Source organism: Clostridium lamae, from assembly GCF_033043255.1.
Taxonomy (GTDB): domain Bacteria; phylum Bacillota; class Clostridia; order Clostridiales; family Clostridiaceae; genus Clostridium; species Clostridium lamae.
Genome location: NZ_JASCQJ010000010.1, coordinates 44,606 through 64,669, shown reverse-complemented (window position 1 = coordinate 64,669; position 20,064 = coordinate 44,606). Strand labels below are relative to the sequence as shown.

Genomic DNA, 20,064 nt, shown 5'->3' with positions numbered 1-20,064 from the left:
AGCTGCATTTTCATACAGCTTATTCTTAAATTATCTTAATGTAGCACCAAGCTTGTGTTCAAGACTTCTTAAAATCTTATCGTGAACCTTATTAACATCATTATCTGTTAATGTCTTCTTTTCATCTCTATATGCTATTGCATATGCTATACTCTTCTTACCTTCTGGTATTTGAGCTCCTTTATATATATCAAACAATTCTACTTTTTCAACTAAATTTCCACCAGCTCTTCTAATAGTATCTTCTATTTCTTGTACTAATATTTCATCATCTACAAGTAAAGCAATATCCCTTGTAACTGCCGGGAATTTAGGTAAAGCCTTATATTTCTTATCAGTTTTAGCATATTCAAATAATAAATCTAAGTTTAATTCTGCTAAGTAACAGTTTGTATCTACACCATAGTTTTCTGAAACATCTGGATGCACTTCTCCTAAAACACCAACTTTTTTATTCCCTATCATTAAAGCAGCTGTTTTTCCTGGATGGTAACTTGGATTATCACTTTCTCTAATAAACTTAACTTTACTTAATCCTAATTTTTCAAGAGCATTTTCTACTACTCCCTTTAAATCTAAATAATCACAATTACCATACATTCCTATAGTTAAAATATTATTTTCAGTTGGAATTACAGTTTCATCCTCATTAGGAATATAAACTTTTCCTATTTCAAATAATCTAGCATAATCATTGTTTCTTGAATAGTTTCTTCCTAATGATTCCATCATAGAATGAATTGTAGTTGTTCTCATTACAGAATAATCTTCACCTAATGGATTTTTAATTTTAATAACATTTCTTAATTCACTATCTTGTGGTAAATTAATTTTGTCAAAAACTTTAGGAGAAATAAATGAATAACTTATTGATTGATTTAATCCACTTGATACCATTGCATCAACTATTAAATCTCTTAATATTTCATTTTTATATTTTGGTTCTCTTCCAGTAGATGCACTATATATTGTTGTAGGAATTTTATCATAACCATAAATTCTTGCAACTTCTTCAGCTATATCTTCTTTTATAGCAATATCTATTCTAAAAGTAGGTATTGTTATATTTAAATTATCACCATTTATTTCTGTTTTTAAATCTAATGAATCAAGATATTTTTTCATATCTTCTATAGAAATTTCAGTTCCTAAGAACTTATTTATCCATTTAGAATCTACAGTTATATGTCCTTCTTCTTTTCTAGAGTTATATATATCTATAGTTCCTTCCATAACTTCGCCACAACCAAGTTCACATACTAATGCACATGCTCTATTTATAGCTATTTCTGCTAAGTTTGGATCTATATCCTTTTCAAATCTAGCTGAACTTTCACTTCTTAAATTTAACTTTTTAGAATTAACTCTAATATTAGTTCCATCAAAATTTGCTGCCTCAAAAATAACTTCAGTAGTATCTTCTTGGATTTCTGAATTTAATCCTCCCATTATTCCTGCAAGGCCTATAGAAGTTTCATTATCCTTAATACATAGGAAGGATGAATCTAATTTTCTTTCTATTTCATCTAAAGTAACAAATATTTCATCCTCTTTAGCTCTTTCAACAACTATTTTGCCACTTTTAATTTGTCTTGCATCAAAAGCATGCATAGGTTCTCCTATTTCTAACATAACAAAGTTAGTAATATCTACTATATTATTTATAGGTCTAACCCCTGCCTCTAATAATCTTTCTTGCATCCAACCTGGTGATGGCATAATTTTAACATTTTTAACTCCCCTAGCAATATATCTTCTGCATAGTGAGTCTCTAACTTCTACTTTAATTTTATCATTTATATTTTCACTGCTCTTTACTTCATAGTTTAAGTTTGGCATTTTATAAGATGTTCCTAATGTTGCAGCTGTTTCTCTTGCCATACCAACCATACTTAAGCAATCTGGTCTATTTGAAGTAATATCGAAATCTAATATAGATTTATTAAGATTTAAATATTCTTTAATATCCATACCAAGTGGAGCATCAGATGGTAATATCATAAGACCATGAACTGGTTCATCACCAGCTATACCAAGTTCTTCTTCTGAACAGAACATACCATTAGATACTACTCCTCTAAGTTTACCTTTTTTTATTTCAGTTCCGTCAGCTAATATTGATTTATGAAGAGCAACTGGTACTATATCTTGCTCCTTCATATTAGTAGCTGCCGTAACTATTTGAATAGTTTCTGTTCCAATATCCACTTGACAAACCTTTAATTTATCAGCATCTGGATGTTGTGTTATTTCAACTAGTTTACCTGTAACAATATTTTTAATTTCATCACCTTGAGTAATTACCTCTTCTAGTGCTGATCCTGATAATGTTAATCTATCTCCAAGTTCTTTTGCATCTATATTTACTTCAACGTAATCTTTAAGCCAATTAAATGGTACTTTCATTTCATTTACCTCCTGTTAATTAAAATTGATTTAAGAATCTCATATCACTTTCATATAATAATCTGATGTCATCAATACCGTACTTAAGCATAACCATTCTATCAACACCAAATCCGAAGGCAAATCCACTATATACTTCAGGATCTATCCCACAGTTTCTAAGCACCTCAGGATGAACCATTCCACATCCTAATAATTCTATCCAACCGCTTCCTTTACAAACTCTACATCCCTCACCTTCGCAAACGAAACAAGTTGCATCCATTTCTGCTGAAGGTTCTGTGAATGGGAAGTGATGAGGTCTAAATTTAGTTTTAACCTTATCTCCAAACATTTTTTTTGCAAAAAGTTCTAACGTCCCTTTAAGGTCAGCAAAAGTTACTCCCTTATCAATTACCAGCCCTTCCATTTGATAGAATATTGGTGAGTGAGTAGCATCAACTGCATCTGATCTATAAACCTTACCTGGTCCTATCATCTTTATTGGTGGAGTTTGGTTTTCCATAACTCTTATTTGAACTGGTGAAGTTTGAGTTCTTAATACTAAATTATCATTTACATAAAAAGTATCTTGCTCACTTCTTGCTGGATGATTCTTAGGTATATTTAAGGCTTCAAAATTATAATAATCTAATTCCACTTCTGGACCTTCTTCTACAGTGAATCCCATAGATATAAAGATGTCTTTCATACTTTCTAAAGTTAAATCAAGTGGATGTCTCTTACCTATTATATTTTTCTTTCCAGGCATAGAAATATCTATAATTTCAGAAGCTAATTTGTCATTTTTTTCTTTTTCCTTAATTACATTAAGCTTTTCTTCAATCTTATCTTCTACTTCTTTTTTTACTTCATTAACAAGCTTACCTACAATTGGTCTTTCTTCTTTAGATAAACCTCCCATACTTCTTAGTATAGTAGTTAATTCCCCTTTTTTACCTAAATACTTTACTCTTATTTCTTCTAATTTTGAGCTACTATCTGCATTTGTTAATTCATTAAATGCATATTCTTTAATAGACATTAACTTTTCTTGCATGTTTTTTTCCTCCCTTAAAATATAATTAGAAAAATATACTTTTCTAAATAACAAAAAAACTCCGTCCCCATAAAAGGGACGAAGTGTCGCGTTACCACCCTAATTGGTCATACAAAAGTATAACCCAACTTAATTTAAATAACGGAAAACCCGCTAGAAACTACTATTATTTCACTTCTAGGACTCCTGAGCGAACTTCAATATAAATTTCTATAAAACAGCTTCCAGTCTAAGGCTGTTTCTCCCTGAAAAGTCCTTTATATTTACTCTCTCATTCACAGTCTTTACATATTCATTTACAATTTATTATACAAATAAAAATAATTAATTTCAATAGCAATTCTCTATTTATTACTAAAGTAAATTCTGTCTAACTTTTTCGAATAGTATTATTGAAGTCGCAATAGATACATTTAGTGACTCTGCTCCACCAGGCATAGGTATTTTAACCTTTTTATCTGCTAATTCAAAAAGTTCATCACTTATACCATTTCCTTCATTTCCAACTGCTAAAATAGTCTTTCCCTTAAGATTCTCCTCAAAAAAATTTTTTGATTCACTTAAAGAAGTTGCAACTAAATTAAATCCCTTTTCTTTTAGCTCTTTAATAATACTATAGTATTCATCATCATAAAAAATTGGAATATAAAAAATAGATCCCATAGTAGATCTAATAGTTTTATCATTATATATATCTACTGTTCCCTTAGTTAATATAATTCCATCTACTCCTGCTGCATGAGCTGTCCTAATTATAGTTCCAAGATTTCCCGGATCTTGGACCTTATCGCAAATTAAATAGAAATCTCCATTTAACTTTTTTATACTATTCTTTTTTCTAACAACAGCTAGGATTCCTTGAGGATTTTCTGTAGAAGCTATTTGCATAAATAAATTATTAGCTAAAATATTTGTTTTTGAAGTTAATATACTATTTTCAACAAAAAAACTTTGAAATTTTTCTTCATAGTCCTTTGATATAATAACATATTCTATATCCATACCCGCTCTTATAGCTTCTTCCGTTAATCTTAATCCTTCTATTATAAACAATCCTTCTTTATCTCTAAATCTTCTTTCTTTAAGTTTCTTAATATTTTTAAAGAAACTATTATCCTTACTTTCTATATAAATCAAAATAGACACCTCATTAATTTGATTTAACTATCATACCTTCTAATCTACTTAAGTCTTCTGCTGAACCTATAGCAACTATTATATCATTTTCTTCAATAATGTCATCTGCTGATGGAGATAAATTCACCTCATCGCCTCTTTTTATAGCCATTACATTTATTCCATATTTACTTCTAAGCTTTAATTCTTTTAAAGTATTTCCTGACCATTCTTTTAAAACTTGAATTTCCATAACACTATAATCTTCAGAAAGTTCAATGTAGTCTAATATATTTGCAGAAACTAAATTATGAGCAACCCTAATTCCCATATCCTTTTCTGGAAGAACAACTCTATCCGCTCCAATTTTATATAAGACCTTAGCATGTAAATCACTATGTCCTTTTGCTATTATATATTTAACACCAAGTTCCTTAACTAATAGTGTCGCCATAATACTTGATTGAATGTTATCTCCAATAGTAACAACTGCAACATCAAAGTTTCTTATTCCTAATGATCTTAATGCATTCTCATCGGTTGCATCTAATTGAACTGCATGAGTCACACTATCTGCTATTTCTTGAACTACATCTTCATCTTTATCTATAGCCAATACATCATTTCCTAAAGAATATAATGTCTTAGCTATAGATGAACCAAATCTACCAAGTCCTATTATTACAAATTGTTTATTTAACAACTTATTCATCTCCCTAACCAATTAAAATTTTTCCTTCTGGATATTTGTATCCTGATTTTTTACGATTTCTTGTTAGTGCCAACATTACAGTAAGTGGACCTACTCTTCCTAAGTACATCATTATCATAATAAGAATTTTCCCTATTGGACTTAAACTTGGTGTAAGGTCAAGAGTTAACCCAACAGTTCCTAAAGCTGATGATGTCTCATAAAGTAAATCGATAAAGCTTACGCCAACTTCTGTGTAAGATAATATCATAGTAACACCAATAACTAAAGATAAACCGATAAAAACGATAGTAAATGCTTTATAAACTAGTTCTTTTGTAAATCTTCTACCAAAACATTCTACATCTTCTCTTCCTTTAATTACTGAAATAACTGTAAGAACTAAAATCCCACAAGTTACTGTTTTTAATCCACCTGCTGTAGAGCCTGGAGATCCACCTATAAGCATTAGAATTATAGTTAATGATTTGCTTGCTAATGTCATACCGCTTGTTGATACACTGTTAAATCCAGCAGTTCTTGGAGTTACTGACGCAAAAAATGAATTTAATAATTTATCTTTTATATTCATATCAGCAATCGTTTGTGTGTTATTATATTCAAATAGTAACATTAATATAGTACCACCAAAAACCAATATTAAAGATGTTATAATAACTAACTTGGCATGAAGTGATAGTTTCTTAATACCATTAAAATTATATAGTTCTAGTAAAACAGTGAAACCTAGTCCACCTATTATTATTAAAGCACTAATAACTAATATTACCACACTATTACTAGAATAACCCACAAGACTGGTTCCAAACAAATCAAATCCCGCATTACAAAATGCAGATATCGAATGAAAAATGCTATAAAAAACGCCTTTTGATATTCCATATTCGGGAACAAATTGAGTAGATAATAATAAAGCTCCAAAAAATTGTACAGAAACAGTAAATATCAACACATATTTAACCATTCTAACAAGACCTTGAATCGAGAATGTATTCATTGCTTCTTGCATTACTAATCTTTCTCTTAAAGTTATTTTTTTACCTAAAATTAAGGAAATTAACACTGCAAATGACATAAACCCTAATCCACCTATTTCTATAAGTGTCATTATAACCGTTTGCCCAAAAGTATTCCAATGAGTACTAGTATTTAACGTAATTAAGCCAGTAACACATACTGCTGACGTAGATGTAAATATTGCATCTAAGAAATTTGTTGGTTCACCACTTCTTGATGATATAGGTAATGATAAAATAATTGCACCTATAATAATAACCATCAGGAATCCTAATGCTAAAATTTGCACTCCATTTAACTTCGTTTTATTTTTAAACACATTCTGCACACCCTCACCTCTTAGATACACATAATTTATATAAATTATTATACACTATTTTTCTCTATATTATTATATTAATCTACAAAAAATGCGACCTTTAGGTCGCAGTATGTTACTTGTTTAATTGACTTTTTGCTAATTCTACTAAATCTGCAAATGCCTTTGAATCATTTATTGCTATTTCAGATAACATTTTTCTGTTCATATCTATGCCAGCTAATTTGATTCCATTTATAAATTTTGAGTAAGAAAGACCATTCATTCTTGTAGCTGCATTTATTCTAGCTATCCAAAGTCTTCTAAAATCTCTCTTCTTTAATCTTCTACCAACATATGCATTTCTTAATGCTCTTATTACTGATTCATTAGCAGTCTTAAATAATCTGCTCTTTCCACCATAGTAACCTTTTGCAAGCTTTAATACTTTTTTATGATTTTTACGTGAATTAACCGCTCTTTTAACTCTTGCCATGCTCCAATCCTCCTATAATCTTATAAATATGGTAATAACTTTTTCATTGCTTTTTCTTGAGTAGTTGAAACATAAGCTGCTTTTCTTAAGTTTCTCTTTCTCTTAGAGCTTTTTTTAGTTAATATATGGCTCTTAAAAGCTTTAGCTCTCTTTAACTTTCCAGTTCCAGTCTTTCTAAATCTTTTTGCTGCACCTCTGTGTGTTTTCATTTTTGGCATAATAAAATCCTCCTCTCAAATTATGCTTAATAACAAACTAAAAAATATCATTACTTAAAAGCTTGTAAAATAAAAAAGACAGCATTAAGCCGTCCTCATAATATTCATCTCTTTAATTTATTATATAAATCAATTAAATTAGAATATAATACCTTACTAAGCTTTGCCGTAAGGTGAGAAACGGCTAAGTTCCTTCTTAACACTAGTAATTATATTATTTGGTAAAAAACTTGTCAATATTAAATTACAATTTAACTTGCTTTTCTGCACATAATTCGCATCCACTACAAAAGCTTACCTTATTTTCAAAAACACTTTCTATCGTATCCATGAACTCTTTATTTGTACAATTATTTCTGCCATGTATAATTACCCTTTTCGGAGAATTTGTTATTAATCCACTTATAATTATATCCTCCATTTTTACATCACTATCTACTTTACATTCTATTAGTTCTTTCATAAACTCATTAAAGATATCGTTTTTATTTCTATCTACTATAGAATAATTTCCTGATTCACCTATTACAATATTAATTTCTTCTATCTTACTTTCTTGTATATCTACAAAGTATTTTAATAGCTTTATAAATTCTTTGTATTCTTTTTCAACCATGTAACCCTCAATTACCTTATCTATTACATTTTCTATATCTTCTCTTAATTCCTTCATTCTAAATCTTATGAACCCATCAATATTCATTACTGAATTTTCTTCTAAACAGCTTTTTATTTTTTCAATGATATTATTTACTTTATTTAGACAGTATATTAAATTATCAAAATTTAAAGATTTATTTTCTAAGAATACATTCATTATTTCTTCTTCAACTTCTATTATTTCCTCTTGTTTAAGGAAGTAATAATTTTCTGTTAAGTATCCAAACATCTCCTTCTCTTTATATTCATTTAAAACCACCTTATATAATACATTACTTATATATAAATTTATAATATCTTTAACTCTTTCATTATAACTATTATCATCACATAATATTTTTATTATATGATTATCTAATTCCACACTTTCTACAACTCCTATTTTTATGTCTTTTTTCTTCAGCACTAACCTTAACTCTTGAATTTCATTTACAAAATTCAAATCACTGTTGTAAATAATTTTTAATACAAGCATGGACTCCACTCCCTTTCTAATAATAGTATGTATAAAAAAAATATCTATATTCAAAAATTATTTCTTAATAATCGACAAATATATATTAATATCTTATAATATACAAAAAAATATACTAGGAGATTAATATGATTTGCTTTATAGATTACAGAACCACAACAAGAGAAAAAGAAGCTTTAAACTCTTTGAATTTAAACATAATTGAAATCCCTAAATGCCATACTGTTTACGAGGCTATTAATGGTCATGCAGATATCCAAATGAATATATTAGATAAAAAGTTAAAAAAAATAATAATTAATAGGAATATAGATGAAAACTTCAAAAAAAAATTATCTGATTTAAATATCAAATATATTGAAAGTGAAAATTCTTTAAAGGAAACTTATCCTAGCAACATCTTTCTTAATGCTTTAATCTTAGAAGATTATTTTGTACACAACTTGAATTATTCAGATAAAAATCTATTAAAATATCAAACTGAAAAAACTTTAATTAATGTAAAGCAAGGTTATACAAAATGTTCATGTCTACCTGTAAATAATAAAGCCTTAATAACAAGCGATATCGGCATTTATAAAGTTTTATCAAAATATGGATTTGACATACTGTTAATCCCTCCTGGAGATATTATTTTAAAAGGCTTAAACTATGGATTTATAGGCGGTTCAGGTGGGTTAATTAATGATGAAACCATGGCTTTCTTTGGTAATTTAAAATATTATAAATATGGTTATGAAGTTAAAGCTTTTTTAAAAAAGCATAATGTTAATCCTATATATTTAAGTGATGAAAAGTTACATGATAGAGGTAGCATCTTCATTATTTAGTCTTTTATATAATACGTTATTCATATATAAATGTTTCTAATTTTATAATATATAAAAACACCTCAAAGTATTAAAATTACATTTTGAGGTGTTTTTATTTTTCATATATCTATATTAATATATTTTTTATTTCTTTGAATTTTTTCGTAATAGAATCATTAATTTTATTATCTTCTTTTTGTAGCTTGTCTAAAATTATATTTACTTCATTTAATGCTTTTTCTTTTTCATCATAGGTATTATTCCCACGCCCCAACTTATCACAAATAAAAAGCATTATAATATCATCATAGTATCTACTCTTTATCAATTCAGGAATATTAGAAAATGGTAAGTCTTTCAATATATATATATGATGCATATGGAAACTTACAATTTCAGCTATTTTATTAGCTTTTTCTTCATCCATATAATTAATTAATATATTCTTTGTAACATTTTTTCCAACCTTATCGTGATTATATGATCTATATCTTCCTTTAATAAATTTTGTGGTTTCAATTTTACCAATATCATGAAATAACGCTGCCCACATAAAACTATTACTATCTTCTGAAAAACCTTTAATCTTAGCTGCGTTGTCAATAACTAACTTAGTATGATTCCATACATTACCTTCAGGGTGAAACTCTTTATCTTGAGGTACATTTTTCAACTTATTTAAAATACCTAAATGACTTTGTTTAAAATCTGAATTATTCATTAGAAGCTCTATTGCTATCGAAGGTTTCTCTTTATTTATCAATATATTATTTAATTCTTTAAACATATCCAAATTTATCGCCTCCTAAATATATTATTTCAAGAATTTTAAAATTTATTTTATGTATCAAAATTTACTTTACAGCATAATCTATAAATATACTAGGCACTATAGCCAAGTGGCAAGGCAGAGGTCTGCAAAACCTTTATTCCCCAGTTCAAATCTGGGTGGTGCCTCCAATAATATAAAACGCACTGAAATTAAAACATTCAGTGCGTTTTTTTACATACTATTTTTGTCTAGCTTGATTTAAAATTTTACCAATTTCTTCATTAGAAAACTTATATGCTGCATTACAAAAATTACATTTAATTTCTTCTTCTTTACCGTCATTATATATTTCTTCTAAGTCTTTTTCTCCTATAGAAATTAAAACAGACTCAACTTTTTCTCTTGTGCAATTACATTTAAATTCTGGTGATACCTCTTCTAATATATTTAAATCCATTCCATCAAATATATATTCTATAACTTTTTCAATACTTCCATGTTCTAATAACATTGTTGTTATTGAAGGAATTTCTTCTAATCTATATGTAAGTAAATCTGAAAGTAGTTCATCTGCATCTGGCATCATTTGAATTATAAAACCACCAGCTACCTTTATTGAATAGTCTTTATCAACTAATACACCTAATGCAACTGCAGATGGAGTTTGCTCAGAAACTGTAAAATAATATGCTAAATCTTCACCTATTTCTCCAGTATATATAGGAACTTGACCAACATAAGGATCCTTCATTCCTAAATCTTTAATAACAGTAAATTCACCATTTATTCCTACATATCCACCTACATCTAATTTACCTTTAGAGTTTAAAGGTAAATTTCCATAAGGATTGCCTATAAAACCTTTAACAACTCCACCTTCATAAGCGGTTACAGTGATTCCTTTGGCTTCCCCTCCACCATTTATTTTTAATGTCATAACTTCCTTATCTGATTTTAAAGTCACACCCATTAAAGCTCCTGCTGTTAGCATTCTTCCTAAAGCTGCTGCTGCAACTGGAGCACACTCATGAACACTTGTACCTGTATTTACCAAATTTGTTGTTTCACCAGCAATTATTCTAATCATTCCATCCTTTGCTGTTGCTCTTATTATTTTATCCATTAAAATTCCTCCATTTTAATTTATTTTTTTACTACATATACAATTCTTTCAGTTTTATCATTTACTTTTTTATCTGTATATCCATCAAATTTTCCTAGTATTTTTAATCCAACAGTATTTAGTTTTTCTTCTATAAATTCTTCAGTATATGCTTTTTCTAAATGTTCTTCTTCAAATCTTTCAAATAAATCGCCTCTCTTAACAAAAAAAGTCAAATACATACTTAGTAAATCTTCTTCAAAAGTATTTTCCCATGTATAAAAAACTTCTTCCTCACTATAAGTATATATATTGTTTCCTAAAATATTTGAAAGCTTATAATATGAATTTATATCAAAAATAAATAAACCATTGTCATTTAAGTGTTCCTTAACTCTAACTAAATAATTAACAAGTTTATCCTCTTCAATTATATAGTTCGTTGAATCTAATACTGATGTAATTAAATCAAATTTTCGATTTAAAGTAAATTCGCTCATATCTTGACAGACTATTTTACATTTAACTTTTTCTTTTTTTAATTTTTCAAAAGCTTCTCGTAACATATCTTCAGATAGGTCAACAGCAAACGACTCATTAAAACCTTTAGCTAACCTCAAAGTTAAATTTCCTGTACCGCAAGCTAAATCTAAATAATTATTAAATGTTATTCCTTCTTTATTACATATTTCTATTACCCTTGAACACATAGAATCATAATTTATATCTTCATAAATTAATTCATCATAAATTTCTGCAAAGTCTCCATATGCCAAAGTAATTCCCCCCCACCTTAATACTTTTCTAAAACTATATTAAATGTAATTTTTCCTTTAGTCAATGCTACATAATAAAGGATTATAAAATAAATCACTTTCTGCCTAAAATTTCATCATTCGTTGGTATTTTTAACATTCTTTTTCTCTTAGTCATTATACCTCCTATTCTTCCAGTTTCTTCTGCAGTTAATCCTCCCCATCCATAAGAATCAACTTTGTCCTTTAATCCCAATTCCTCTGCAATTTCATATTTAATTTTTTCTCTAAGAACTTCTGCATCATTAAGTTCCTTATTTGACTTAATTTTTGATTTTATAATTTTCTTAAGCGGTGTTTTACTCATTTATGTACCCCCTATAATATAATATCTATAGTTTTCCCAAATCGCTTTTGAATATACTGCCAAAATTATTTATCACTATATAAGATAGAAATCTATATATTATAATAAAGTATTGAATTTTTTGAAAAATTTGACTATAGTTATTAGTAAGTATATTTTTATACTTACTATAACAAAAAGGGGGAAAATGTTATGTACAATGTTGCTATAGTTGGGGCTACTGGTAACGTAGGTAGAAAATTCTTAGAAATTCTAGAAGAAAGGAACTTTCCAATTAAAAACCTATATCTTTTTGCATCTAAAAGATCAGCTGGTTTAAAGCTTTTATATAAAGAAGAAGAATATATTGTTGAAGAAACTGCTGAAGAAAATATCAAAAATAAAAAAATAGATTTTGCATTATTTTCAGCTGGTGGTGATGTAAGTTTAAAGTATTCTCCGATATTTTCTTCATACGGAGCTATTGTCATCGATAATTCTAGTGCTTTTAGAATGGATAAAAATGTTCCATTAGTTGTACCAGAGGTTAATCCAGAAGACATCAAATGGCATAATGGTATAATAGCAAATCCAAATTGTTCTACAATTCAAGCTATGCTTCCATTAAAAGTTTTATCTGACAACTATGGAATTAAAAGAATAGTCTACTCTACTTATCAAGCAGTTTCAGGAGCTGGTATACAAGGAATTTTAGATTTACAAGATGGTTTAAAAGGAGAAGGCCCTAAAAAATTTCCTTATCCAATTGCAGGAAATTGTCTACCGCATATTGACGTATTTCTTGAAAATGGTTATACAAAGGAAGAAGTTAAGATGATAGAAGAAACAAAGAAAATCCTTCATAATTCTAACTTAAAAATTACAGCAACTGCTGTTAGGGTACCTGTTTTAAATAGCCATAGTGAAAGTATTAATATAGAACTAGAAAAACCATTTGAATTAAACGATATTTTTAATTTATTTAATAATACAAAGGGAATAACACTTTATGATGATGTATCTAAGCTTAAATATCCTACTGCTTTACAAGTAAGTGGAAAAGATGATGTTTTTATTGGTCGCATACGAAGAGATTATAGCTTAGAAAACGGGCTAAATCTATGGGTAGTTGCTGATAATATTAGGAAAGGAGCTGCTTTAAATGCAGTTCAAATAGCCGAACTATTAATAGGGAGTGATGATTAATGTCAATTTTTAAAGGCTCTGCAGTTGCTATTGTAACGCCATTCAGCACTGATAATGAAATTAATTATGCTAAATTAAAGGAACTAATAGAATGGCAAATAGAAGAAAAAACAGATGCTATTGTTATTTGCGGTACTACAGGTGAAGCAAGTACAATGACTAAAGAAGAAAAAGAAAAAGCAATTAAGTTTACAGTTGATACAGTAAACAAAAGAATACCTGTTATTGCTGGTACTGGAACAAATAACACAGATGCTTCCATTCAAATGAGTAAATATGCAGAATCTGTTGGTGTTGATGGCTTATTATTAATAACTCCATATTATAATAAAACCAACCATAAAGGTTTGCTTAAGCATTTTGAAGCAATTAATAATGAGGTCAATACTCCTATAATATTATATAATGTTCCTAGTAGAACCGGTGTTAATATAACTCCAAAGCAACTATTAGAATTAAGTAAACTTAAAAATATCGTTGCCATTAAGGAAGCTAGCAGTAATATCAGTCAAATTGCAGAAATGAAAGCTTTATGCAAAGATAGCATGGATATATACTCTGGAAATGATGATCAAATAATACCAATAATGTCTTTAGGCGGGATAGGTGCTATATCAGTTTTATCAAATATTGTACCAAGAGAAGTTCATGATATGGTTTATGCCTACTTAAATGGTGATATTAAAAAGGCTACAAATCTTCAATTGAATGCAATAGAATTGATAAAAATGCTTTTTATAGAAACAAACCCAATACCTGTAAAAACAGCTTTAAATTTTATGGGCAAGGAAGTTGGAAGCTTTAGATTACCATTATATGAAATGGATAATACTAATCTTTCATTATTAAGAGAAACATTAAGAAAATATAATTTAATTTAAGGAGGAACTATGGTAAAAATATTATTAAATGGTTGTTGTGGAAAAATGGGACAAGAAATAGTGAACACTTCAAAAAACTTCCCTAATATTGAAATAATAGCTGGTATAGATAGATATCCTAATAATAACTATAATTTTAAGGTATTTAGTAATGCAGATGAAGTAGATACAGAATATGATGTATTAATTGATTTTTCAAGACCAGAAGCACTTGAGAGTTTACTTAATTTATCAATAAGAAAAAATAAGCCTATTATTTTATGTTCTACAGGATATAATGAAGATGAATTAAAGTTAATTAACGAAAAAAGTAATCTGATACCAATTTTTAAATCTGCTAATATGTCTTTAGGGATTAATTTACTAAATTTCTTATTAAAAAAAATTGTCCCAACTTTATATGATAATTATGATATTGAGATTATAGAAAAACACCACAATCAAAAAGTAGATTCTCCTAGTGGTACTGCTCTTTTATTAGCAAATACAATAAAAGACTCGATACCAGATGAAAGTAATTTCATCTATGGTAGAAATGGAATTGCCAAAAGAGAAAAAAATGAAATAGGTATTCATTCTATAAGAGGTGGTTCTATAGTTGGTGATCATGATATTCTATTCTCCGGTGCTGGAGAAATTATAGAATTATCACATAAAGCTTCATCTAGAGAAGTATTTGCTGTAGGTGCACTAAAAGCTGCTGAATATATGAAAGATATCATTGCACCTAAACTATATAGTATGGAAGATGTCTTGGGTATTTAAATGAGTTAGGTTGTCTTTAAGACAACCTAACTTTATTATATTTTAGCTTTTTATTTCCAGTTTAAATTTTAAATAAAGTGTAAAAATATAATATAAACATTTAAAGGAGGGTTTCCAATGCCAAAGGATAGTCAACCTGATAATAAAAAATCCAGAATGGAGAAATGTAATTATCAAACACCAATAACAGAAGAAGGACATAATCATAATCCAAACGCAAAACATAAATCAATTAAAAGAGAAGGATTTTCTAGTCAAGATTTTAATAGAGCAGGTAATTAAAAAAGAAGAGTCAAATGACTCTTCTTTTTAATTTATTATTCTTCACCTTCAATATATGCATTATAGAAATCTACATGTCCTAAAGTTGAAACTTTAACGCCTTTAATTTCTGGCTTAGCTCCCTTAACTTTAGTATAGTAGTATAATGGAATTATTGGCATATCTGCCATTAATATATCTTCAGCTTCCTTCATGATTTCCCATCTCTTAGCTTGATCAGCTTCACTCTTAGCAGCTGCAACTAATTCGTCATACTTAGCATTTGAGTATCCAGCATCATTATTTCCTCCGCCTGTTACCCATAAATCTAAGAATGTCATAGGGTCAACATAGTCTCCTGACCAACCATGTCTAGCGATATTGTATCCGCCTTCTTGTCTAGTATTTAAGAATACCTTCCATTCTTGGTTAGTTAATTCAACATTAACTCCAATCTTAGCCCAGTCTTGTTGTATAGCTTGAGCTATTAATTTATGATCTCCTTCAGTATTATACATAAACTCTAATGTAGGAAGACCTTCACCATTTGGATATCCAGCTTCTTCTAATAATTTCTTAGCTTCTTCAATATTAGCTTTATTTGCATCATAGTACTCTCTATCAGCAAAATCTTCTCCATCAGCATTTAAAATCCCCTTTGGAACAAAGCTGTATGCAGGAACTTGTCCTGATTTAGTAACATTTTCAGTAATAGCTTTTCTATCTATTGCTAAATTTAAAGCTTTTCTTACTTTTACATTACTTAAAGCTTCTTTAACATCATCACTTAACGTATCTTGTTTACCAACATTTACTACTAACATGTAAGTAGCAAGATTTGGATATATTGTAACTAATCCATCTTCTATACCCTTAGCTATTTCTGCTGGAGGTACTGTATCAACCATATCAAATTCACCTGATAATAAAGATGAATAAGCAGTGTTTTGATCAGTAACTAATTTCCAAACTATTCCTGCAAGTTTGATTTCTTTAGCATTCCAGTAATTTTCATTCTTTTCAAATATTAATTGATCTTTTAAATCCCATTGAACTAATTTGAAAGCTCCATTTGAAACGTAAGTTTCTGGATTAGTTGCCCATCCATCTGGATCTGCACTAACTATATCTTCTCTTAAAGGCATATAAGTTGTAAATGCAGTAAGTTCTGGGAAATAAGCTGTAGGTGCTTCTAAAGTAACCTTAAGTGTATTATCATCAACAACTTCGATTCCTAGTTCTTCTCTAGTAGCTTCTCCATTGTAGAACTTTTCACCATTTTTTATATAGAATAATTGATAGTTATATTCAGAAGCTGTTTCTTTAGTTAAAGCTCTAACCCAAGAATATTCAAAATCCTTAGCTGTTACTGCTTCTCCATCAGACCACTTAGCATCTTTTCTTAATGTGAAAGTATAAACTAAGTTATCTTCTGATACTTCCATTTTTTCAGCAACTCCAGGAATTGCTTTTTCATTTTCATCTAATCTCATCAATCCTTCAAACGCATTATCAATTATAGAACCTGCATCTGAAGCAGTGTTTAATGTAGGATCAATCGTTTCTGGATCTGCTCCTAAATTATAGATTAGTTTTCTTCCACCATCTCCTGAATCACTATTTCCGCATCCTGCAAAAACAGACATCCCAAGCGCAAGTGTTAGTGCTACGGCACAAATTTTTCTAAGCTTATTGCTCTTCATTGTTTTTTCCCCCTTAATATATATATTTATAGAAATTGCTTAATTGCAATAGCTAACTATTTATTAAATAGATGACATGCTACAAAATGACCTGGTTCAACTTCCTGAAGTTCAGGAGTTTCTTGACCACAAATCGGCATAGCATATTTACATCTTGCTTTAAATCTACATCCAGCTGGTGGATCTATCGGTGAAGGAATATCTCCTTCTAAAATTATTCTTTTATTACTCTTAGCTACTTTCGGATCTGCTATTGGAACAGCTGAAAGTAATGCTTGAGTGTATGGATGCTTAGGTGTTAAATAAACATCATCAGCAGGTCCTTTTTCGACCATTTGTCCCAAGTACATAACCCCAATATGAGTTGATATATGCTTAACCATTGATAAGTCATGAGCTATAAATAAATATGTTAATCTAAATTCTTCTTGAAGTTCTTCTAACATATTTATAACTTGAGCTTGAATAGATACATCTAAAGCTGATATAGGCTCATCACAAACTATAAAATCAGGTTGTACAGCAAGTGCCCTTGCAATACCAATTCTTTGTCTTTGCCCACCTGAAAATTCATGAGCATATCTATTAATATGGCTTCCATTAAGACCAACTCTATCTAAAAGATATCTTATTCTTTTAGTTCTTTCTTCACCTTTATATAATCCATGTATATCTATTGCTTCACCTATAATATCTCCTACAGTCATTCTAGGATTTAATGAAGCATATGGATCTTGAAATATCATCTGCATATTCTTTCTCAATGAAACCATCTTTTTTTCACTGTGATTAGTAATGTCTTCCCCATTAAATATAACTTGGCCCGAAGTTGGTTCATATAATTTTAATATTGTTCTTCCAGTAGTAGTTTTCCCACAACCTGATTCCCCAACTAATCCTAACGTTTCTCCTCTTTTTATTGTAAAAGAAACATTATCAACCGCCTTTACAAAACTTTTTTGAGCAAAAAGGCCTTTATTTACAGGGAAGTATTTACAAAGATTATTTACTTCTAAAATAATATCTTTATCTTTTTCCATTATTCTTCCCTCCTTATTGGTGACTCAACCTTTGGTGCATTTTCATGACATAACCAGCATGCTGCTCTATGTCCTTCAGAAATTTCAAACAATGGTGGCTGTTTTTCTAAACAAACCTTCATTGCATACTTACATCTTGCAGCAAAAGGACATCCAGTTGGTGGTTTTAATAAATCAGGCGGTTGTCCTTCAATTGGAGTAAGCTTTTCCTTTATTTCACTCTTAGGATTAGGTACACTATTTAATAGCCCCCATGTATATGGATGTCTACCATTATAGAATATATCTTCATCTGTTCCTTCTTCTACAACTATTCCACCATACATAACATTAATCCTAGTACAAAGATCAGCAACTACACCTAAATCATGAGTTATTAATATTATTGAAGTATTAATCTTATTTTTAAGATCTTTCATTAAATCTAGAATCTGCGCTTGAATTGTAACATCTAAAGCTGTTGTAGGCTCGTCCGCAATTATAAGCTTAGGTTCACAAATAAGACTCATTGCAATCATCACTCTTTGTCTCATACCACCAGAGAACTCATGAGGATATTGTTTCAGTCTACTTTCCGGACTTGGAATACCTACCATATCTAGCATTTTTATAGCTAAATTTTTAGCTTCTTGCTTACTTATTTTTTTGTGTTTAATTAAATGTTCAGTTAGTTGTTCTCCAACTGTAAACAAAGGATTTAAAGATGTCATAGGGTCTTGAAATATCATTGCCATTTCATTCCCTCTAATTTCTTGCATTTCCTTTTCAGTTGGATTAGTAATATTTTGTCCATTAAATATTATTTCATCCGAGTCAATAATTGCATTATCTGCTAATAATCTCATAATTGACATCATAGTAACAGATTTACCACAACCTGATTCACCCACAATACCTAATGCTTCACCTTTGTTTAAATATAAAGAAACCCCTCTAACCGCTTGTACATCACCTATATGTGTTTTAAAGGAGGTCTTCAAATTCTTAACTTCCAATAATTTATCCATCAGTCATTCCTCCTATTTCTTATTCTTAGGATCTAAAGCTTCTGTTAATCCGTCACCAAACAGGTTAAATGCTAATATTATTACACAAATAGCTGCTGCTGGGAATAATAATTGATATGCAGAAGTACTTAATAATCCACTAGCATCATTTGCTAAAGTACCTAAAGATGCAAGTGGTGCATTTATACCTAATCCTATGAAACTTAAAAACGCTTCATTAAATATAGCTTGCGGAACGAATAATGTTAATGTAACTAAAATAGATCCAATACAATTTGGAATTAAATGCCTAAATAATACTCTTAACTTGGAAGCTCCTAGAGCTTTAGCTGCTAGAACAAACTCTTGTTGTTTCAATTGAAGAATATCTCCTCTTACTATTCTAGCCATACCAACCCAATAAGATATTGACATTGCTAAAATTATTGTCACAAGCCCAGTTGATCCTTCCTTTTTGAAAGCCGCCATTAAAATAATTACATATATTTGATTAGGAATAGAATATAAAACATCTACTATTCTCATCATTATATTATCTACTTTCCCACCGAAGAATCCTGCAATTCCTCCATATAATACACCAACAACTAGATTTATAGCTGCTGCACAAATTGCGATTATAAGTGAGTATCTAGATCCATACATAACTCTTACAAACAAGTCTCTACCTAAATTATCAGTTCCAAACCAATGCGTTGCACTTGGTTTTAAGTCAGTTGCTTGTAAATTTGTATCATAATATGTGTAACCAAATAGCTTCTCCATTAAGAATGGACCTACGAAAGCAAAAATAATTACTATAAAAATCATTACTAAAGAAAATAATGCCACTTTATTGCTTTTTAATCTTCTCCAAGCATCTGCCCAATATCCAACACTTGGTCTAACTATTTCTTCAAAATTCTTTTCCTCTTCACTTAAAGGAGTAAATAATTCTTTATCAATATTTAAGTCAACCTTTAAATTTTCCATTGCTT

General features: G+C 29.2%; 21 protein-coding genes, 1 tRNA gene and 1 other annotated feature. Of the genes, 6 read left to right on the top strand and 16 right to left on the bottom strand.

Features of this window, described 5'->3' with window-relative positions:
• Positions 1 to 30 precede the first annotated feature (30 nt).
• From pheT to ytxC, 8 genes are all read right to left on the bottom strand, one after another.
• Positions 31 to 2,406 carry a phenylalanine--tRNA ligase subunit beta gene (pheT, locus tag QK892_RS07310; protein WP_317272882.1) on the bottom strand — a complete coding sequence of 792 codons (2,376 nt, stop codon included), beginning with the start codon at positions 2,404 to 2,406 and terminating at the stop codon, positions 31 to 33.
• 19 nt (positions 2,407 to 2,425) lie between these two features.
• Positions 2,426 to 3,445, bottom strand: coding sequence for a phenylalanine--tRNA ligase subunit alpha (pheS, locus tag QK892_RS07305; protein ID WP_317272881.1), 1,020 nt, complete (start codon positions 3,443 to 3,445; stop codon positions 2,426 to 2,428).
• A gap of 71 nt (positions 3,446 to 3,516) precedes the next feature.
• Positions 3,517 to 3,733: a binding site (T-box leader), on the bottom strand.
• A 66-nt stretch (positions 3,734 to 3,799) separates the two neighbouring features.
• Positions 3,800 to 4,582, bottom strand: coding sequence for a TrmH family RNA methyltransferase (locus QK892_RS07300; protein WP_317272880.1), 783 nt, complete (start codon positions 4,580 to 4,582; stop codon positions 3,800 to 3,802).
• Between the two features lie 13 nt (positions 4,583 to 4,595).
• A complete protein-coding gene (locus tag QK892_RS07295; RefSeq protein WP_317272879.1) occupies positions 4,596 to 5,264 on the bottom strand; it encodes a potassium channel family protein in 669 nt (222 codons plus the stop codon).
• Between the two features lie 13 nt (positions 5,265 to 5,277).
• Positions 5,278 to 6,618, bottom strand: coding sequence for a TrkH family potassium uptake protein (locus tag QK892_RS07290; RefSeq protein WP_317272878.1), 1,341 nt, complete (start codon positions 6,616 to 6,618; stop codon positions 5,278 to 5,280).
• 106 nt (positions 6,619 to 6,724) lie between these two features.
• Positions 6,725 to 7,084 (bottom strand): 50S ribosomal protein L20, encoded by a 360-nt coding sequence (gene rplT, locus QK892_RS07285; protein ID WP_317272877.1) that lies wholly within the window; start codon positions 7,082 to 7,084, stop codon positions 6,725 to 6,727.
• Positions 7,085 to 7,104: 20 nt separating this feature from the next.
• On the bottom strand, positions 7,105 to 7,302 hold the full coding sequence (gene rpmI, locus QK892_RS07280) for a 50S ribosomal protein L35 (RefSeq protein WP_073019840.1): 198 nt from the start codon (positions 7,300 to 7,302) through the stop codon (positions 7,105 to 7,107).
• Positions 7,303 to 7,546: 244 nt separating this feature from the next.
• Positions 7,547 to 8,437 (bottom strand): putative sporulation protein YtxC, encoded by an 891-nt coding sequence (gene ytxC / locus QK892_RS07275; protein ID WP_317272876.1) that lies wholly within the window; start codon positions 8,435 to 8,437, stop codon positions 7,547 to 7,549.
• Between the two features lie 128 nt (positions 8,438 to 8,565).
• Between ytxC and QK892_RS07270 the strand changes: the two genes are divergently transcribed.
• Entirely contained in the window at positions 8,566 to 9,267 is a 702-nt protein-coding gene (locus QK892_RS07270) for a DUF6873 family GME fold protein (RefSeq protein WP_317272875.1), read from the top strand.
• Between the two features lie 109 nt (positions 9,268 to 9,376).
• Here QK892_RS07270 and QK892_RS07265 read toward each other — a convergent pair whose 3' ends face one another.
• Entirely contained in the window at positions 9,377 to 10,036 is a 660-nt protein-coding gene (locus QK892_RS07265) for an HD domain-containing protein (protein WP_317272912.1), read from the bottom strand.
• A 98-nt stretch (positions 10,037 to 10,134) separates the two neighbouring features.
• Between QK892_RS07265 and QK892_RS07260 the strand changes: the two genes are divergently transcribed.
• A tRNA-Cys gene (locus tag QK892_RS07260) sits at positions 10,135 to 10,209 on the top strand.
• 50 nt (positions 10,210 to 10,259) lie between these two features.
• Here QK892_RS07260 and hslO read toward each other — a convergent pair.
• The 3 genes from hslO to QK892_RS07245 form a co-directional block, all read right to left on the bottom strand.
• Entirely contained in the window at positions 10,260 to 11,144 is an 885-nt protein-coding gene (gene hslO / locus QK892_RS07255; RefSeq protein WP_317272874.1) for an Hsp33 family molecular chaperone HslO, read from the bottom strand.
• A gap of 20 nt (positions 11,145 to 11,164) precedes the next feature.
• Positions 11,165 to 11,899: a class I SAM-dependent DNA methyltransferase gene (locus tag QK892_RS07250; RefSeq protein ID WP_317272873.1), complete on the bottom strand. Its 735-nt coding sequence runs from the start codon at positions 11,897 to 11,899 to the stop codon at positions 11,165 to 11,167.
• A 94-nt stretch (positions 11,900 to 11,993) separates the two neighbouring features.
• Positions 11,994 to 12,245 (bottom strand): small, acid-soluble spore protein, alpha/beta type, encoded by a 252-nt coding sequence (locus QK892_RS07245; RefSeq protein WP_317272872.1) that lies wholly within the window; start codon positions 12,243 to 12,245, stop codon positions 11,994 to 11,996.
• A gap of 192 nt (positions 12,246 to 12,437) precedes the next feature.
• Between QK892_RS07245 and QK892_RS07240 the strand changes: the two genes are divergently transcribed.
• The 4 genes from QK892_RS07240 to QK892_RS07225 all read left to right on the top strand — a co-directional run bounded on the left by QK892_RS07240 (position 12,438) and on the right by QK892_RS07225 (position 15,358).
• Positions 12,438 to 13,430, top strand: coding sequence for an aspartate-semialdehyde dehydrogenase (locus QK892_RS07240; RefSeq protein ID WP_317272871.1), 993 nt, complete (start codon positions 12,438 to 12,440; stop codon positions 13,428 to 13,430).
• Positions 13,430 to 14,311 (top strand): 4-hydroxy-tetrahydrodipicolinate synthase, encoded by an 882-nt coding sequence (gene dapA / locus QK892_RS07235; RefSeq protein ID WP_317272870.1) that lies wholly within the window; start codon positions 13,430 to 13,432, stop codon positions 14,309 to 14,311. The genes QK892_RS07240 and dapA overlap by 1 nt, the downstream gene beginning before the upstream one ends.
• A 9-nt stretch (positions 14,312 to 14,320) precedes the next feature.
• Positions 14,321 to 15,076, top strand: coding sequence for a 4-hydroxy-tetrahydrodipicolinate reductase (dapB, locus tag QK892_RS07230; protein ID WP_317272869.1), 756 nt, complete (start codon positions 14,321 to 14,323; stop codon positions 15,074 to 15,076).
• Positions 15,077 to 15,193: 117 nt separating this feature from the next.
• Positions 15,194 to 15,358, top strand: a complete 165-nt coding sequence (locus tag QK892_RS07225; RefSeq protein ID WP_317272868.1) for a hypothetical protein — start codon at positions 15,194 to 15,196, stop codon at positions 15,356 to 15,358.
• Positions 15,359 to 15,393: 35 nt separating this feature from the next.
• Here QK892_RS07225 and QK892_RS07220 read toward each other — a convergent pair whose 3' ends face one another.
• From QK892_RS07220 to QK892_RS07205, 4 genes are read right to left on the bottom strand one after another with little or no spacing between them, the layout of a single operon-like run.
• On the bottom strand, positions 15,394 to 17,040 hold the full coding sequence (locus QK892_RS07220) for a peptide ABC transporter substrate-binding protein (protein ID WP_317272867.1): 1,647 nt from the start codon (positions 17,038 to 17,040) through the stop codon (positions 15,394 to 15,396).
• A 56-nt stretch (positions 17,041 to 17,096) separates the two neighbouring features.
• Positions 17,097 to 18,080 (bottom strand): ABC transporter ATP-binding protein, encoded by a 984-nt coding sequence (locus tag QK892_RS07215; protein ID WP_317272866.1) that lies wholly within the window; start codon positions 18,078 to 18,080, stop codon positions 17,097 to 17,099.
• Positions 18,080 to 19,087, bottom strand: coding sequence for an ABC transporter ATP-binding protein (locus QK892_RS07210; protein ID WP_317272865.1), 1,008 nt, complete (start codon positions 19,085 to 19,087; stop codon positions 18,080 to 18,082). Before QK892_RS07210 ends, QK892_RS07215 begins: the two co-directional genes overlap by 1 nt.
• A gap of 12 nt (positions 19,088 to 19,099) precedes the next feature.
• The gene (locus QK892_RS07205) at positions 19,100 to 20,059 is read right to left on the bottom strand and encodes an ABC transporter permease (protein ID WP_317272864.1); all 960 of its coding nucleotides are present in this window, start codon (positions 20,057 to 20,059) and stop codon (positions 19,100 to 19,102) included.
• Positions 20,060 to 20,064 lie beyond the last annotated feature (5 nt).

What these genes read in the sequence shown, in the direction of transcription:
- hslO (WP_317272874.1), bottom strand. Translation starts at nt 11,144, where the DNA reads ATGGATAAAATAATAAGAGCAACAGCAAAGGATGGAATGATTAGAATA.
- QK892_RS07220 (WP_317272867.1), bottom strand. Translation starts at nt 17,040, where the DNA reads ATGAAGAGCAATAAGCTTAGAAAAATTTGTGCCGTAGCACTAACACTT.
- QK892_RS07240 (WP_317272871.1), top strand. Translation starts at nt 12,438, where the DNA reads ATGTACAATGTTGCTATAGTTGGGGCTACTGGTAACGTAGGTAGAAAA.
- dapA (WP_317272870.1), top strand. Translation starts at nt 13,430, where the DNA reads ATGTCAATTTTTAAAGGCTCTGCAGTTGCTATTGTAACGCCATTCAGC.
- QK892_RS07225 (WP_317272868.1), top strand. Translation starts at nt 15,194, where the DNA reads ATGCCAAAGGATAGTCAACCTGATAATAAAAAATCCAGAATGGAGAAA.
- QK892_RS07215 (WP_317272866.1), bottom strand. Translation starts at nt 18,080, where the DNA reads ATGGAAAAAGATAAAGATATTATTTTAGAAGTAAATAATCTTTGTAAA.
- pheT (WP_317272882.1), bottom strand. Translation starts at nt 2,406, where the DNA reads ATGAAAGTACCATTTAATTGGCTTAAAGATTACGTTGAAGTAAATATA.
- dapB (WP_317272869.1), top strand. Translation starts at nt 14,321, where the DNA reads ATGGTAAAAATATTATTAAATGGTTGTTGTGGAAAAATGGGACAAGAA.
- rpmI (WP_073019840.1), bottom strand. Translation starts at nt 7,302, where the DNA reads ATGCCAAAAATGAAAACACACAGAGGTGCAGCAAAAAGATTTAGAAAG.
- QK892_RS07205 (WP_317272864.1), bottom strand. Translation starts at nt 20,059, where the DNA reads ATGGAAAATTTAAAGGTTGACTTAAATATTGATAAAGAATTATTTACT.
- QK892_RS07245 (WP_317272872.1), bottom strand. Translation starts at nt 12,245, where the DNA reads ATGAGTAAAACACCGCTTAAGAAAATTATAAAATCAAAAATTAAGTCA.
- QK892_RS07270 (WP_317272875.1), top strand. Translation starts at nt 8,566, where the DNA reads ATGATTTGCTTTATAGATTACAGAACCACAACAAGAGAAAAAGAAGCT.
- QK892_RS07210 (WP_317272865.1), bottom strand. Translation starts at nt 19,087, where the DNA reads ATGGATAAATTATTGGAAGTTAAGAATTTGAAGACCTCCTTTAAAACA.
- pheS (WP_317272881.1), bottom strand. Translation starts at nt 3,445, where the DNA reads ATGCAAGAAAAGTTAATGTCTATTAAAGAATATGCATTTAATGAATTA.
- rplT (WP_317272877.1), bottom strand. Translation starts at nt 7,084, where the DNA reads ATGGCAAGAGTTAAAAGAGCGGTTAATTCACGTAAAAATCATAAAAAA.
- ytxC (WP_317272876.1), bottom strand. Translation starts at nt 8,437, where the DNA reads ATGCTTGTATTAAAAATTATTTACAACAGTGATTTGAATTTTGTAAAT.
- QK892_RS07265 (WP_317272912.1), bottom strand. Translation starts at nt 10,036, where the DNA reads ATGTTTAAAGAATTAAATAATATATTGATAAATAAAGAGAAACCTTCG.